The organism is Actinoplanes sp. HUAS TT8 (assembly GCF_051380535.1).
Lineage (GTDB): Bacteria > Actinomycetota > Actinomycetes > Mycobacteriales > Micromonosporaceae > Actinoplanes.
Map to the genome: position 1 here is coordinate 1,430,527 of NZ_CP195646.1, position 13,259 is coordinate 1,443,785.

The window sequence follows — 13,259 nt, forward strand, 5'->3', positions numbered from 1 at the left end:
CCCATGCCCGCACCCAAGGTCCTCGTCCCCGCCGACGACCTGCGCACCTTCACCACCGCCCTGTTCACCGCGGCCGGCGTGACCGCGGACCACGCCGCCACCATCGCCGACGTCCTGACCTGGGCCAGCCTGCGCGGCGTCGACTCGCACGGAGCGTCCCGGGTCCCCCGCTACCTCGAACTGCTCGACTCCGGCGAAGCCAACCGCACACCACACCTCCGTTTCGCCTCCACCACCGCGGCCGTCGCCGTCCTCGACGCCGACCGCGCCCCCGGCCCGGTCGCCCTCAGCCTCGCCGCCGCCGAAGCCGTGACCCGCGCCCACGCCAACGGCGCCGGCATCGTCGGCGTCCGCCACACCGTCCACACCGGAGCGATCGGCTACTACACCTCCTCGATCGCCGACCGGGGACTCATCGGGATCGCCTTCGTCGCCGGAATGCCCAACATGGCCTACCCCGGCGTCAAAGGCGCCGCCGTAGCCACCAGCCCCCTGTCGATCGCCGTCCCCACCCCCGGCCACGCCCCGGCCCTGCTCGACATGGCCACCGCCGGCATCGCCCTCGGCAAGATCGCCCAGTTCCGCAACGCCGGCAAACAACTCCCACCCGGCACCGCCGCCACCGCCGACGGCACCCCCACCACCGACCCCGAACTGGCCAAACTCCCGCTACCCCTCGGCGGCATCAAAGGCGCCGGCATGTCCCTGGTCTTCGAACTCCTCACCAGCGTCCTGGTCGGCGCCCCGATCCTCAGCTCATTCCACTCAACCGACCCAGCCGGCAAGATCCACCGCCAGAACGCCTTGATCATCGCCCTCGACCCGGCCGCCTTCACCCCTGACGAGTCCCCCGCCCCGCCCGAAGCCGTCCCTCCTGGCACCGCTCCCGGCGCGGCTGCCCCCGGCGTGGCCGCCTTCGGCCAGGCCGTCGGCGCCACCCTGGACGCACTCAAGGCCCTGCCCCGAGCCGACAATGACACGGAGATCCGCTATCCAGGCGAGAACAGCGCGGCAGTCGCCGCATCCCGAGCCGCCAACGGCATCCCGGTAGCCGCCAAGGTATGGGCAGAACTACAGCTAGCGGCCGAAAAACTCGGCGTCCCTCAGCCCTCTACAGCCTGACCCGAGTTATCCACACTGACGGGTTGTCCACAGCCCATCCCACGACCCCCTCGCTTTCCCGCGATAATGGCCTGGTGGGTACGGCTTTCCCCCTCAGTGGAGGGTGGGGTCGCTCCCAGCCATGATCTTGGCGAACGGGACTCCCGACCCGCACGGCTCGGGAGCCCCTTCCCCTCCCTCTTCCCGCCGAGCCTCACCTCCCGGCCGACCTACCACCGTGCGTCGCTCACCGTGCGTCGCGCGCGATGTGGGCCCGGGCCTATTACGCCGTCATGGGCCGCAGCCGCGCCACCTGCCGCGCCACCGCCCAGCGCGCCGCGGCCCCGCCGGCCCCGCCGCCGCGCCGTGCGGGTGAGGCACCGCGGGTCGCGTATCCGCGCCGCGCTGGTCAGGCACTGCGGGCCGGGTTCCGTCACCGCGTGCCCCAGCTGGCGCTCACGGTTGTCTCGCCCAACGTGCGGCAGCCTTCAGCGCCAGCCGAGACCGTGCGGCTGGTGCTGAGGGCTGCTTCGCCCGGCGTGTTGCAGCCGTGAGCGCCAGCTGGTTGGTCCGGGCTGGTGCTGGGGGCTGTCTCGCCCGGCGTGTTGCAGCCGTGAGCGCCAGCTGGCTGATCTCGGCTGGTGCTGAGGGCTGTTTCGGGCGACTGTTGCAGCCGTGAGCGCCAGCTGGCTGGTCTGGGCTGGTGCTGAGGGTTCTTGTGACAGCTCTCAGCGCCAGCCGGCGAACTCGGGCAGGTTGCGAAGGGTTGTTGTTGCACCTCTGGGCGCCAGCCGCATGATGTCGGCTAGTGGTGAGGGGTGTGTCCGGGGACCGGAGGCATCCCTGAGGGCCAGCTGGGAGAGGGCGCGCGGCTGGGGCTTGGGTGGGGCTGGGCTCGCGGGGGCGAACGTTGCGGAACGTGTGGGGTGCGGGAAGAGCGTGGCGGGTGCGGGGGAACGCTGAGAAAAGCCCGCGCCGTCCGAAAGTGATCGGAGCGACGCGGGCCGGAGACGATCAGGCGAGCTTCTTGGACTTCTTGATCGCGGCGGTGAGGGCTTCGAGCAGCGGCGCCGCACCGTTCCAGGAGTAGATCGGGACGGCCTGCCACGGGAAGACCTGGTTGGCCTTGACCGCGGGCAGCGCGTTCCACGTCGGCTTGGCGGCCAGGTCCTTCGGCTGGAGGGTGCCGGTCCGCGCGTCCAGGAAGATGATGTCGGCCTGGTACTTGTCCGCGTTCTCCCAGCTCAGCGACTCGTAGTAGTCCTGCCCCTTGACCTCGGGCATGATCAGGTCGACGCCGAGTTCTTTGAAGTACATGAGGTCGGAGCTGACCGCGGCGCTGGAGACGTAGAAGACGTCGGCGGCGCCGGAGCCGAACAGGACCTTGATGCCGCCGGACGCCTTGGCGGCGTCGGTCAGGTCTTGCGCGGCCTTCTCGAAGCGGGCCTTGGCCGCGGCGACCGTGGGCGCGTTCAGGTCGGCGCCGAGGGACTTGGCGAATTCGGCGTAGCGCTCGATCGGCTTGTTCAGCGGGACGCGACCGACGCTGATCAGGGCGTTGTTCGGGGCGACGGCGAGGATCTTGTCCTTCGACTCGTCCGGCACGTACCACCACGCGCCCGGGTCGAACTGGTGGGTGATCAGCAGGTCGGGGGTGAGCGCGGCGTACTTCTCGACGGAGAATTCGCCCCACGCGTTGCCGACGATCTGGACTTTGTTGATGTCCAGGGAGCCGGCCTGGGCCTCGGCGGTGCCGTCGGCCTTCTTGGTCTCGCCGAAGACGCCGACGATCTTGTCCTGGAGGCCGAGGTCGACCAGGGCGGCGGCGGTGCCGGTGAACGCGACGATCTTGGTCGGCGTCTTGTCGGCCTTCAGTTCCTTGGGCTGGTCGTCGGTGAAGCTCCACGGGCCGGTGGCGGCGGCGGACGAGGCCGGCGAGGACGTGTCGTCCTCCTTACCGCCACACGCGGTCAGCATCGCGCCGGCGACGGCGGCGCCACCGGCGGCGAGCAGGCCACGCCGGGACAGGGGGAGGGAGGAAAAAGACATGCTCACATCTTTCGCAGACAACAGGCCGGTCACTCGACCGTGTAAATGGTTAGGCTAACCTAACGAGCCGAACGCGCGTCAACAGGATCCGCCGGAAGCGAACGGGAGTTCACCACTGTCCACCATCGACACCCTCTCCGAGCAGCGGGTTCGCCACGGCACGGTCCGCGCGGCCGGGCTGGTGGCCGCGCTCGTGGTGCTCGCCGTCGTGCTGATGCTGGGCATCGGCTTCGGCGCGCGCTTCCTGTCGCCCGCCGAGGTCTGGTCCGGCCTGGTCGACCCCGATTCGCAGTACTACCGGATCGTTCACGAGATGCGGCTCCCGCGGACCCTGCTGGGCCTGGTGGTGGGCCTGGCGCTGGGGCTGGCCGGCGCGATCATGCAGGCGTTGACCCGCAACCCGCTGGCCGACCCGGGTCTGCTCGGGATCAACGCCGGGGCGTCGGCCGCGGTGGCCACGTCGGCCGCGTTCCTGGGTGTGGCGACCTTCTCCGGGTACGTGTGGTTCGCGCTGGCCGGCGCCGCCGCGGTCACCGCACTGGTGTACGCGGTCGGTGGCGGTCGCGCGGCCACGCCGGCCCGGCTCGCACTGGCCGGTGCGGCTCTGAACGCGGCGCTCTACTCGTACGTGAGCGCGATTTTGCTGGCCAATACCGAATCAATCCAGAAGGTACGATTCTGGACGGTCGGATCGCTGGCCAGCGCGGACTTCGACACCCTCAGGCGGCTGACCCCGTTCATCGCGGCGGGCCTGATCATCGCCATCCTGGCCGCCCGCCCGCTGAACGCGCTCTCGCTCGGTGACGACGCGGCCCGCGCGCTCGGCGCCCGGCCCGGGCTGATCCGCGTCATGGTGATCGTGGCGGTCACCCTGCTGTGCGGCTCGGCGACCGCGGCCTGCGGCCCGATCGTCTTCGTCGGCCTGCTGATCCCGCACCTGGTCCGCCCGATCACCGGGCCCGACCTGCGCTGGATGCTGCCGTACACCGCGGTGCTGGCCCCGGTCCTGCTGGTCGGCTCGGACGTGCTCGGCCGGATCGTCGGCAGCCCCGGTGAGCTGCAGGTCGGCGTGGTCACCGCGGTGCTCGGCGGCCCTCTCTTCCTCTACCTGGTGCGAGTCGCGAAATGATCACCATCCGCTCCCGCTCGGTGGTCATCGGGACCGTCGCGCTGATCGCCATGGCCGCGACGGCCGTGCTCACGCTGGGCACCGGCGAGTTCCCGATCGCACCCGCCGACGTGGTCAAGACCCTGGTCGGCCAGGGCAACGCCGCGCAGGCGTTCATCATCAACGAGCTGCGCCTGCCCCGGGTGATCACCGCGATCCTGGTCGGCACGGCCCTGGCCGCCGGTGGTGCGGTCTTCCAGTCGATCACCCGCAACCCGCTGGGCAGCCCGGACGTGCTGGGCATCACCAGCGGCGCCGGGACCGCGGCCCTGGCCGTGGTGATCCTCGGCGGCAGCAGCACGCAGCTGTCGCTGGCCGCGGTGGCCGGCGGTCTGGCCACCGCCCTGCTGATCCAGCTGATCGGCGGGCGCCGGGGTCTGCAGGGCTACCGGTTCATCCTGATCGGCGTCGGCATGACCGCGATCCTCAACGGGATCTCCGGCTGGCTGCTGACCAAGGGCGTCCAGATGGAGAACGCGCGGGCCATGCTCTGGCTCACCGGCAGCTTCGACGGCCGGGGCTGGGAGGAGGCGCTGCCGCTGCTCGGCGTGCTGATCGTCACCGTCCCGATCCTCGCGATCGCCTGCGGGCCGGGCCTGCGGATGCTGGAGATGGGTGACGACGTCGCGGCCGGGCTGGGCGTGCCGGTCAAGCGGCTGCGCAACGGCGCGCTGCTTGTCGCGTCCCTGGTCGTGGCGTGTGCGGCCGCCGCGGCCGGCCCGGTCGCCTTCGTCGCGCTGATCGCGCCCAACATCGCGCGGCGGCTGACCCGGGCGCCGGGGCCGAACCTGCTGCCCTCGATGGCGATCGGCGCGCTGCTGACCGTCGCCGCCGACTGGCTGGCCATGCACTCCGGCTATCCGCTGCCGGTGGGCGTGGTGACCGGCGCGCTGGGCGGCGGCTACCTGGTCCGGCTGTTGATCAGCGAACGCAGGGCCGGTCGAATCTGATGATCACGACAAATTCGGGAGTACGAGAATGAGCCGTCTGAGCGGTACCGGGATGACCCTGGCGTACGACAAGCGGGTCATCGCGGAGGAGCTGAGCGTCGAGATCCCGGACGGCTCGTTCACCGTGATCATCGGCCCCAACGCGTGCGGCAAGTCCACCCTGCTGCGGGCGCTGTCCCGCCTGCTCAAGCCCACCGTCGGGACGGTCCTGCTGGACGGCGCGGACGTGCACTCGATGCCGACCCGTACCGTCGCCAAGACGCTCGGCCTACTGCCGCAGTCGTCGACCGCGCCCGACGGCATCACCGTGACCGAGCTGGTGGCCCGCGGGCGCTACCCGCACCAGGGCCTGCTGCGCCGTTGGTCGGCCGAGGACGAGCAGATCGTCACCGAGTCGATGGCCGCGACCGGCGTCGGCGACCTGGCCGACCGTAACGTCGACGAGCTCTCCGGCGGACAGCGCCAGCGCGTCTGGATCGCCATGGCCCTGGCCCAGCAGACCCCGCTGCTGCTGCTCGACGAGCCGACCACGTACCTGGACATCGCCCACCAGATCGAGGTGCTCGACCTCTGCGCCGACCTGCACGAGCAGCAGGGCCGGACCCTGGTGGCGGTGCTGCACGACCTGAACCACGCGGCCCGCTACGCGACCCACCTGATCGCCATGCGCGACGGCAAGGTCGCCAGGTCCGGGCCGCCCGCCGAGGTGCTCACGGCCGCGCTGGTCGAGGACGTCTTCGGCCTGCCCTGCCGGGTGATCGACGACCCGGAGACCGGGACACCGCTGGTCGTTCCGGCCGCACGACGGAAAACCTCAGCAACCGCTGAAGTCTGACGAAAGGGGGAGCACACCCCCCATTCGCGGACTTGGGAGCCCACCGATGTCCTCCGCAGCCGAAGCAGCCGAAGCAGCCGAAGCATCCGAACTGACCCCGACCGGTAACGTTCTGGCCCGGTGGTTCACCGACCTCCGGGTCCGGACCAAGATCCTCACCTCGGTGCTGCTCATCGCCGTGGTCGTCACCGGTGCCTGTGTGCTGGCGATCATGCGGATGGGCGACATGGACGAGCGGATGTCCACCGTCCGCAGCCAGAACATGACCAACATCGACCTGCTCGGCAAGATCCGGGGCGCGCAGGCCGAGATCGCCCATTACGCCGCGATGTCCGGATCGGCGGCGACCGATGCCGAGCGGGCCACCGCCGGGCAGGGCACGGCCAAGGCCGTGCAGGGGCTCGACGAGACGCTCAAGCAGTATCAGGCGCAGCCCAAGAGCGCCGAGGCGGCCGCCGAGACCGAGAAGCTCACCGAGTTCGTCACCACGTTCGAGCAGGCGCTCACCGACGCCCGGTCGGGCAAGCCGGTCCCCGCGGCGACCTTCAACACCTCGGTCGGCGGCATGTCGGAATCGGTCGGCGCGCTGGCCCGGGTCGAGACCGTCGGCGCGGTCGAGGCGCTGAACCAGGCGCACGACAACTACATCTCGGCCCGCCGGGACGTGGTCATCACGCTCAGCGTGGCGCTGCTCGCCGGCATCGGGTTCGCGCTGCTCATCTCCGGTTCCATCACCCGGCGGCTGCACCCGGTGGCCGAGGCGATGGAGGCGATGGCGGCCGGCAACCTCAACCAGAACGTGCCCGCCTCCGGACGCGACGAGATCGGCGCGATGGCCCGCTCGGTGAACCGGGCGACCACCTCCGTACGGGAAACGGTCTCGGCCCTCGCCGAAGGCGCGGAAATGCTCGCGCACAGCTCGAAGGAGCTGGCCCGGGTCAACGATCAGACGGTTTCCGGTTCGCGGGCCGTCACCGAGCAGGCCGAGGCGGCCAACGGGTCGGCCGCCGAGGTGTCGTTCAACCTGCAGACCGTCGCCACCGGCGCCGACGAGATGGCGATGGCCATCCAGGAGATCTCGCAGAGCGCGTCGGCCAGCGCGGGCGTCACCATGGAAGCGGTCACGGTCGTCGCCGAGACCACCGAGACCGTCAGCAAACTGGGCGCGAGCTCGCAGGAGATCGGGGCGGTGGTCAAGGTGATCACGTCGATCGCGGAGCAGACCAACCTGCTCGCCCTGAACGCGACGATCGAGGCGGCCCGGGCCGGCGAGTCCGGCAAGGGGTTCGCGGTGGTCGCCGGTGAGGTCAAGGAGTTGGCGCAGGAGACGGCCAAGGCCACCGAGGACATCTCGCAGCGGGTGCAGGCCATTCAGGCCGACACCGAGAGCGCGGTCGCCGCGATCGTCCGGATCGGCGAGGTCATCGAGAAGATCAACCAGTTCCAGACGACCATCGCGTCGGCCGTCGAGGAGCAGACCGCGACCACCGCCGAGATGAACCGGAACGTGGCCACCGCCGCGGCCGGCGCGTCCGAGATCGCCCGCAACATCAACGGCGTGTCCAGCGCGGCCGAGCAGAGCACCATGACCGTGGCGGCCGGACAGCAGGCGGCCTCCGAGCTGGCGGCGCTCGCCCACGACCTGAACCAGCTGGTGAGCCGCTTCACCTACCGCTGAGGGGCGGCCGTCACCACGTCACCGGACCAGGTCAGGGCGCCCCGGTCGGCCAGATAGCGCACGTGGGCCATGGTCTCGGCGACCGCGCCGACCCGCATCGGGCCGATCTCCTCCCACGGCCGGGACCAGGTCAGCTGCGACGCCAGCTCCCACACCCCGGGCGTGCCCAGCCGCTCGACCGTCGCCACGATCTCCTCGCAGCGGCGGTCGTGGTGCGCCCGCAGCTGCCGGGCGCGGGCCGCGATGCCCCGGAACCGGTACTCGTGGGCGGGCAGCGCCTCCAGCTCGTCGTGGGCGGCGACCTGCTCCAGGGACTCCAGGAACGCCTCCAGCGGGGACGAGCCGGGCCGCTGCAACCCGATGTTCGGACTGATCCGCGGCAGCAGGTGATCACCGGTGAGCAGCACCCCGGCCTCGGGCTCGACCAGGCAGATGTGCCCCGGCGTGTGCCCCGGGGTCCACACCGTGCGCAGGGTGCGCCCCTTGACCGGCACCGCGTCACCGTCCTCGAGCAGCACGTCGGGCCGGGCCGGCTCGGACAGCCGATGCTGCCCGATGGTGCCGGCCAGCGCCGCGATCTCCTGCTCGGGCACGTCGTGGGCCCGCAGCCAGTCGGCCGGCGAGCCGCTCGGGTTCAGCGCGTCGAGCTCGGCCGGGTGCATCGCGACCCAGGCGCCGGTCTCCTGCAGCCGCTTCGAGAGGCCGTGATGGTCGGAGTGCACGTGCGTGACGACGACCCCGAGCACGTCGCCGGGCGCGGCGCCGGCCGCTCGCAGCCCGCTCTCCAGCGCCGCCCAGCCCTCGTCGCTGTCCCAGCCCGGGTCGATGACGACCAGGCCGTCGTCGGCCGGGATCAGGTAGGACAACGTGTATCGCAGCGGGCTGCGCGGGATCGGCACCGGCACCGACCAGATCCCGCCGGCCAGCCGCTCGACCGGCGGCAGCACGCGCGCCTGCCACGCCTCGCGCTGCGCGACACCGGTCACGACGATCGCGTCGCCGGCCGCACGGGTCACCGGTGCCATCCGTACCCCACTTCCTAGACGACTCTGGTCTAGGAAACCTAGACTGATGCGCGTCCCGGCGGCAACGGAAGGCGACCCGATGTCGGCAACCCCACAAGGCCGCCCCCGTGATCCCGAGGTCGACGACCGGATCACCCGGGCCGCCGCCGAGGTCTTCGGCGAGAACGGCTGGCACCGCTTCACGGTCGACTCGGTGGCCCGCCGCGCCGGCGTCGGCAAGGCCTCGATCTACCTGCGCTGGCCCAACAAGGAGGCGCTGCTCGCGGCCGCCCTCGCCGCCCGGCTCAACGGCATCGAGGACATCGACACCGGCACCGTCCGCGACGACCTGGTCAGCCTGGCCCGGCAGATCCAGCGTTCCTACCTGGGCGAGTCCGGCCGGGCCGCCCTCCAACTGCGGGTCGACGCCCAGCGGGTCCCCGAGGTCCGCGACCACCTCCACCGCCACCAGCAGTCCCAGGTCCTGGCCGCCCGCGCGATCGTGCGCCGGGCCATCGACCGGGGTGAGCTGCGCCCCGACACCAGCGTGACCCTGCTGCTGGACTGCGTGTGCGGCGGCGTGATGAATCATGTCCTGGCCACCCCGCCGCACCTGCGCGACCGGGTGGCGGCCGGCGCCGACGAGTACGCCGGCGCCCTGGTCGACTTCGTCCTCTCCTCGACCCGCGCCTGATCACTGCGGGGCCGGGCGGTCCTTGCGGGGCAGGGCCGCGACGATCGTCTCGTACGAGGCGTCGACCGCCTCCAGGATCTCGTCCTCCGGGATCGCACCCTGCAGCCGCAGCGTGTTCCAGCCGTGCCGCCCGATGTAGGCGCTGGCCGACGCGTCCTCCGGGTACCGGGCCAGCCACTCGTCGGCCAGGTCTCGGCCCTTGCCGCACTTCACGCCGACGGTGGTGCCGGTGCTCCCGAGAAAAGCGAAGATCTTCGGGCCGACCTTGATCACGAGGTCGCCTTCCCAGGGCTCGTCCGGCCAGGCGCCGGGCTTCGCGAGACAGTGCCGCCGCAGTTTCTCCCCGTCCATACCGCCCGGCTTACGCCATCCGCCCCTCGGAAGCAACCAGCGACACGAGAACGGATCAGGCGGCCCCGGTGTAGGCCGCATACGTCGCCGCCGCCTGCTTCCCGGCCACCGCCGGGTCGGCCCCCGCGGCGACGTCCGCCCCGGCCCACGCCTCGCTGCTGAGCTTCATGAAACGTCGCCCGTCCTCGGACACCATCCACGCCATGATCGCGTCGTTGTCGCGCGGTGCGTCCGGCGCCGACAGGTGCATGGCCAGCCCGAGCAGCCCGGAGTCCCAGCCCACGCCCACCGCGCCGGGCCCGAACTGCTGCCAGTGCTCGTCGCCGTCGGCGATCAGCGCCACATGCTCCAGCGTGAACCGCGTGCGTTCCGCACCCTCGGCGGTGAGCCGGACCGTGATCCAGCTGACCTGCCCGCCGAACTCCCACGTGGCGTCGAACGAGCGCGGCCGGTCGCATGCGGTGATCGTCCCGCCGGCATTGCCCTCGAACTGGTACTTCCCGCCCTCCCGGAGCTCGCCGGAGATCGGCAGGAACCAGCGCTCGATGCGGTCGGCGACGGTCACCACGTCCCACATGTCGTCGATGCCGGTGTCGTAGACCTGGCTGATGGTCAGCACCCGGGCCTCGCCGGCCTCCACGGTCCGCCCGGCGAGCTCCCGCCGCACGCTGGTGATCTGCTCGGTCGCGTCAATCATCGAAGCTCCTCCACGTCATCGGCCGCGGCCAGTCGCCGCAGTCTTTTCCCGCGGGCCACCTCGGTGGCCATCGCGGCGAGGTGCGGCGTCCAGAACCGGCGGAACCGCCCCAGCCACTCGTCGGCCTGCCGCAGTGCGGTGTCGTCGACCGCGTAGAGCCGCCGGGCACCGACCGGCCGCACGGTGGCGAAACCGTTGTCCCGCAGCACCTTCAGATGCTGCGACACGGCGGGCTGGGAGATCCCGAACTCGGCCCGGATCACCGCGGTCACGTCGCCGGAACTCAGCTCACCGTCGGCGAGCAGTTCCAGGATGCGGCGCCGGACCGGGTCGCCGAGCACGTCGAACGCATGCACGATGAGCACCTTATCAGAGATGACTTATATAACTGGGAACTTAGAGAACCTTCAAAAGCTTTTCATTGCCTATCTCCGCCGGGGTACAGACCGTCGCTCCCGCGGGGACCCTTCCGGTCCTCGCAGGGCGCTGGCGCGCCCAGGACGCGAGGCCCGCAAGGGCGACGTGGTCGGGTGGTTGCGGTCAGAGCAACAAACCCGGCCACAGCTCCCCGCCCCGGCTTCGAGGCGGGCGTGGGGCACGGCCGAGAGTGGGTTCGGGGCGGGCCGGGGTGTAGGGCCCCGGCCCGCGGTCGACGGCCCGCGCAGGGGAGAGCAGGCCGCCGGCGTCTCATGGGTGAGCCGATCTAGAAGTCGTCGGCGGTGCGGATACGGGACCGGATCAACTGCCCGGATTCGGTGAGGACGCTCGTGCCCGCGAACGTCCCGGCCGCGCACGCGCCCGGCTTCAGGATCGAACTGCCCTCGCTCTTGTCGGCGAAGTTCCAGTTCGCGTAACTGATCTTCAACCGGTCGAGCAGATCGAGCCACGCGTTCGTGCCGGCCGTGTCCACCGCGCCGTCCCCGCTGGCGCTGACCGTACCGAACTCGGTGACGAACAGGGGCAGCGACGCGGCCGCGGTCGTGACCTCGGCCCGGTAGTTGTCCTTGTGCGACGCCGCGTAGAAGTGGAACGCGTACATGATGTTCGTCGCGTTCACCGGGTTGCTGATGATCTCGGCCGACGACGAGCCCTCGGAGACGCCGAGCGACGACCAGCCGCGGGTCCCGACCACCACGATGCCGTCCGGGTCGTTGGCGCGGATCACCGGGATGACCTGCTCGGCGTAGCTCTTGATGCCGGCCCAGCCGACCCCGTTGGGCTCGTTGGCGATCTCGTAGATCACGTTCTTCTTGGTGGCGTTGCGCGCGGCCACCGCGGCGAAGAACTCCTTGGCCCGGGCCAGGTTGTAGTTCGGGTCACCGGGGTTGAGGACGTGGAAGTCGATCAGCGCGTACATCCCGCGCGCCTCGGCCATGTCGACCAGCTGGTTGACCTGGCCGGTCAGTCCACTCGGGTCGGACTCGTAGCCGCCCTCCTGGACGTACATGGCGATCCGGAACAGGTCGGCGTTCCAGTCGGTGGCCAGCGCGTCCAACGCCGTCCCGGTGTAGCAGCTGGGGAACCAGTGGATGCCGTGACTGCTCACCCCGCGCAGCTGGATCTTCTTGCCGGCCGCGTTGCACAGGTTCGTCCCGCACACCTTGAGCTGCCCGTTGATCGCCAGCGGGGTGGTCCCGGCCGGCGCGGAGGGCGTGGGGGAAGCGGTGGCCGTGGGTGAAGCCGTAGCCGTGGCCGAGGGGGAGGGCGATGCGGTGGTGGCGGACGGCGAGGCCCCGGCCGGGGCCGCGGCACTGGTCGGAGCGCTGCCGGCCGCGCTGGTGGCGGGCGAGCCGGTGACACCCGTGCACGCCTGCCCGTTCACCGTGCACGATGTAGGCCGCCCGGCCCCGTTCACGATGAACCCGAAGCTGGTCGACGCCCCACCGGCGATCGAGGCGTTCCACCCGGCCGGCGTGAACGTGACGTTCTGCCCGGCCGTGGCCAGGGTCGCGTTCCACGCCTGGCCGACGGTGGATCCGGTGGGCAGCGTCAGCTCCACCTTCCACGTGCTGATGGCCGACGATGCCGGGTTGCTGACGGTGATCTCGGCCTGGTAGCCGGAGCTCCACGAGTTGGTCACGGTGAACGAGGCGGCCTCCGCGCCGGCCGGCAGGGCGAAGAGCGCCGCCGCAGAAACGGTGGCGACGGCGAACGCCGAGGCCAGAACGACTTTGAGGCTACGCTTCAACGCTTCGTCACCTTTGGGGATGGGCTATGGGAGCGCTCCCATGCGAGGGTGACGACTGTAACCCGCCCCGGAATACGTGTAAACAGCGGCCCCTGGATCAATCACAGCGCCACGGCCGGCGCGGCCGTGGCTGATGGGGAGCGGCGGGCACGGCGAGAGCCGCCGCGGCGAGGGCCGCGGCGGCCACTTCGGCATCCTTGAGGTCGGCCGGATCCCGGGTCACCTGGTGGCGCAGCAGCAACGACTGCCACTGCCGCCGCCAGGCCCGTACGGCCAGTTCGGTCCCGGTGTCGGCGACCAGGACCATGCAGCCGGCCGCGTCCACCAGCGCATCCCAGTCGGCGAGGTCCCCGGTGGCCTCGGCCCGTTCCTGGAGCAGGTCGAAGAGAACTCCCCACCCGATGACGAGATCGGGATGGCCCGCCGGGGCCTCGTGCAACAGCCGGTAGATCTCGTCAATGGCGTACTCGAGGCCCCGGGGGTGACCCGAGTCCGCCGTGAACGCCACGACGAGGGCCGTGTGGATGAACTCCTCGCCGTCCAT

The 13,259-nt window shown here is 71.1% G+C and carries 13 protein-coding genes; 6 read left to right on the top strand and 7 right to left on the bottom strand.

Annotated elements, in window-relative coordinates; genetic code table 11:
* The first annotated feature begins 3 nt into the window (after positions 1 to 3).
* A complete protein-coding gene (locus ACSHV8_RS06340; protein ID WP_436530304.1) occupies positions 4 to 1,122 on the top strand; it encodes an Ldh family oxidoreductase in 1,119 nt (372 codons plus the stop codon).
* A 993-nt stretch (positions 1,123 to 2,115) separates the two neighbouring features.
* Here ACSHV8_RS06340 and ACSHV8_RS06345 read toward each other — a convergent pair.
* Positions 2,116 to 3,156 carry an ABC transporter substrate-binding protein gene (locus ACSHV8_RS06345; RefSeq protein ID WP_436530305.1) on the bottom strand — a complete coding sequence of 347 codons (1,041 nt, stop codon included), beginning with the start codon at positions 3,154 to 3,156 and terminating at the stop codon, positions 2,116 to 2,118.
* A 208-nt stretch (positions 3,157 to 3,364) separates the two neighbouring features.
* Here ACSHV8_RS06345 and ACSHV8_RS06350 point away from each other — a divergent pair, with 208 nt between their 5' ends.
* Genes ACSHV8_RS06350 through ACSHV8_RS06365 form a run of 4 tightly spaced genes read left to right on the top strand, consistent with a single transcriptional unit; the run spans position 3,365 to position 7,781 of the window.
* On the top strand, positions 3,365 to 4,279 hold the full coding sequence (locus ACSHV8_RS06350; RefSeq protein ID WP_436536699.1) for a FecCD family ABC transporter permease: 915 nt from the start codon (positions 3,365 to 3,367) through the stop codon (positions 4,277 to 4,279).
* Complete coding sequence (locus ACSHV8_RS06355; protein ID WP_436530307.1) at positions 4,276 to 5,268, top strand: FecCD family ABC transporter permease; 993 nt, start codon at positions 4,276 to 4,278, stop codon at positions 5,266 to 5,268. The genes ACSHV8_RS06350 and ACSHV8_RS06355 overlap by 4 nt, the downstream gene beginning before the upstream one ends.
* Before the next feature lie 28 nt (positions 5,269 to 5,296).
* On the top strand, positions 5,297 to 6,103 hold the full coding sequence (locus ACSHV8_RS06360) for an ABC transporter ATP-binding protein (RefSeq protein WP_436530309.1): 807 nt from the start codon (positions 5,297 to 5,299) through the stop codon (positions 6,101 to 6,103).
* Positions 6,104 to 6,149: 46 nt separating this feature from the next.
* Positions 6,150 to 7,781 carry a methyl-accepting chemotaxis protein gene (locus tag ACSHV8_RS06365; protein WP_436530311.1) on the top strand — a complete coding sequence of 544 codons (1,632 nt, stop codon included), beginning with the start codon at positions 6,150 to 6,152 and terminating at the stop codon, positions 7,779 to 7,781.
* Here ACSHV8_RS06365 and ACSHV8_RS06370 read toward each other — a convergent pair.
* Positions 7,772 to 8,797 carry an MBL fold metallo-hydrolase gene (locus ACSHV8_RS06370; RefSeq protein WP_436530313.1) on the bottom strand — a complete coding sequence of 342 codons (1,026 nt, stop codon included), beginning with the start codon at positions 8,795 to 8,797 and terminating at the stop codon, positions 7,772 to 7,774. The genes ACSHV8_RS06365 and ACSHV8_RS06370 overlap by 10 nt on opposite strands.
* 88 nt (positions 8,798 to 8,885) lie before the next feature.
* Between ACSHV8_RS06370 and ACSHV8_RS06375 the strand changes: the two genes are divergently transcribed.
* Positions 8,886 to 9,479, top strand: coding sequence for a TetR/AcrR family transcriptional regulator (locus ACSHV8_RS06375; RefSeq protein WP_436530315.1), 594 nt, complete (start codon positions 8,886 to 8,888; stop codon positions 9,477 to 9,479).
* Here the strand turns inward: ACSHV8_RS06375 and ACSHV8_RS06380 are convergent, their stop codons facing one another.
* From ACSHV8_RS06380 to ACSHV8_RS06400, 5 genes are all read right to left on the bottom strand, one after another.
* Positions 9,480 to 9,830 (bottom strand): MmcQ/YjbR family DNA-binding protein, encoded by a 351-nt coding sequence (locus tag ACSHV8_RS06380; RefSeq protein ID WP_436530317.1) that lies wholly within the window; start codon positions 9,828 to 9,830, stop codon positions 9,480 to 9,482.
* Between the two features lie 55 nt (positions 9,831 to 9,885).
* Positions 9,886 to 10,527: an SRPBCC family protein gene (locus ACSHV8_RS06385; RefSeq protein ID WP_436530319.1), complete on the bottom strand. Its 642-nt coding sequence runs from the start codon at positions 10,525 to 10,527 to the stop codon at positions 9,886 to 9,888.
* Positions 10,524 to 10,883, bottom strand: coding sequence for an ArsR/SmtB family transcription factor (locus ACSHV8_RS06390; protein ID WP_436530321.1), 360 nt, complete (start codon positions 10,881 to 10,883; stop codon positions 10,524 to 10,526). Before ACSHV8_RS06390 ends, ACSHV8_RS06385 begins: the two co-directional genes overlap by 4 nt.
* Positions 10,884 to 11,230: 347 nt before the next feature.
* A complete protein-coding gene (locus ACSHV8_RS06395) occupies positions 11,231 to 12,715 on the bottom strand; it encodes a cellulase family glycosylhydrolase (RefSeq protein ID WP_436530323.1) in 1,485 nt (494 codons plus the stop codon).
* A gap of 97 nt (positions 12,716 to 12,812) precedes the next feature.
* A complete protein-coding gene (locus ACSHV8_RS06400) occupies positions 12,813 to 13,259 on the bottom strand; it encodes a hypothetical protein (RefSeq protein ID WP_436530325.1) in 447 nt (148 codons plus the stop codon).

Excerpts from the sequence above, each read along its gene's own strand:
- ACSHV8_RS06375 (WP_436530315.1), top strand. The coding sequence starts at position 8,886 with ATGTCGGCAACCCCACAAGGCCGCCCCCGTGATCCCGAGGTCGACGAC.
- ACSHV8_RS06340 (WP_436530304.1), top strand. The coding sequence starts at position 4 with ATGCCCGCACCCAAGGTCCTCGTCCCCGCCGACGACCTGCGCACCTTC.
- ACSHV8_RS06380 (WP_436530317.1), bottom strand. The coding sequence starts at position 9,830 with ATGGACGGGGAGAAACTGCGGCGGCACTGTCTCGCGAAGCCCGGCGCC.
- ACSHV8_RS06350 (WP_436536699.1), top strand. The coding sequence starts at position 3,365 with ATGCTGGGCATCGGCTTCGGCGCGCGCTTCCTGTCGCCCGCCGAGGTC.
- ACSHV8_RS06400 (WP_436530325.1), bottom strand. The coding sequence starts at position 13,259 with ATGGACGGCGAGGAGTTCATCCACACGGCCCTCGTCGTGGCGTTCACG.
- ACSHV8_RS06365 (WP_436530311.1), top strand. The coding sequence starts at position 6,150 with ATGTCCTCCGCAGCCGAAGCAGCCGAAGCAGCCGAAGCATCCGAACTG.
- ACSHV8_RS06385 (WP_436530319.1), bottom strand. The coding sequence starts at position 10,527 with ATGATTGACGCGACCGAGCAGATCACCAGCGTGCGGCGGGAGCTCGCC.
- ACSHV8_RS06360 (WP_436530309.1), top strand. The coding sequence starts at position 5,297 with ATGAGCCGTCTGAGCGGTACCGGGATGACCCTGGCGTACGACAAGCGG.
- ACSHV8_RS06355 (WP_436530307.1), top strand. The coding sequence starts at position 4,276 with ATGATCACCATCCGCTCCCGCTCGGTGGTCATCGGGACCGTCGCGCTG.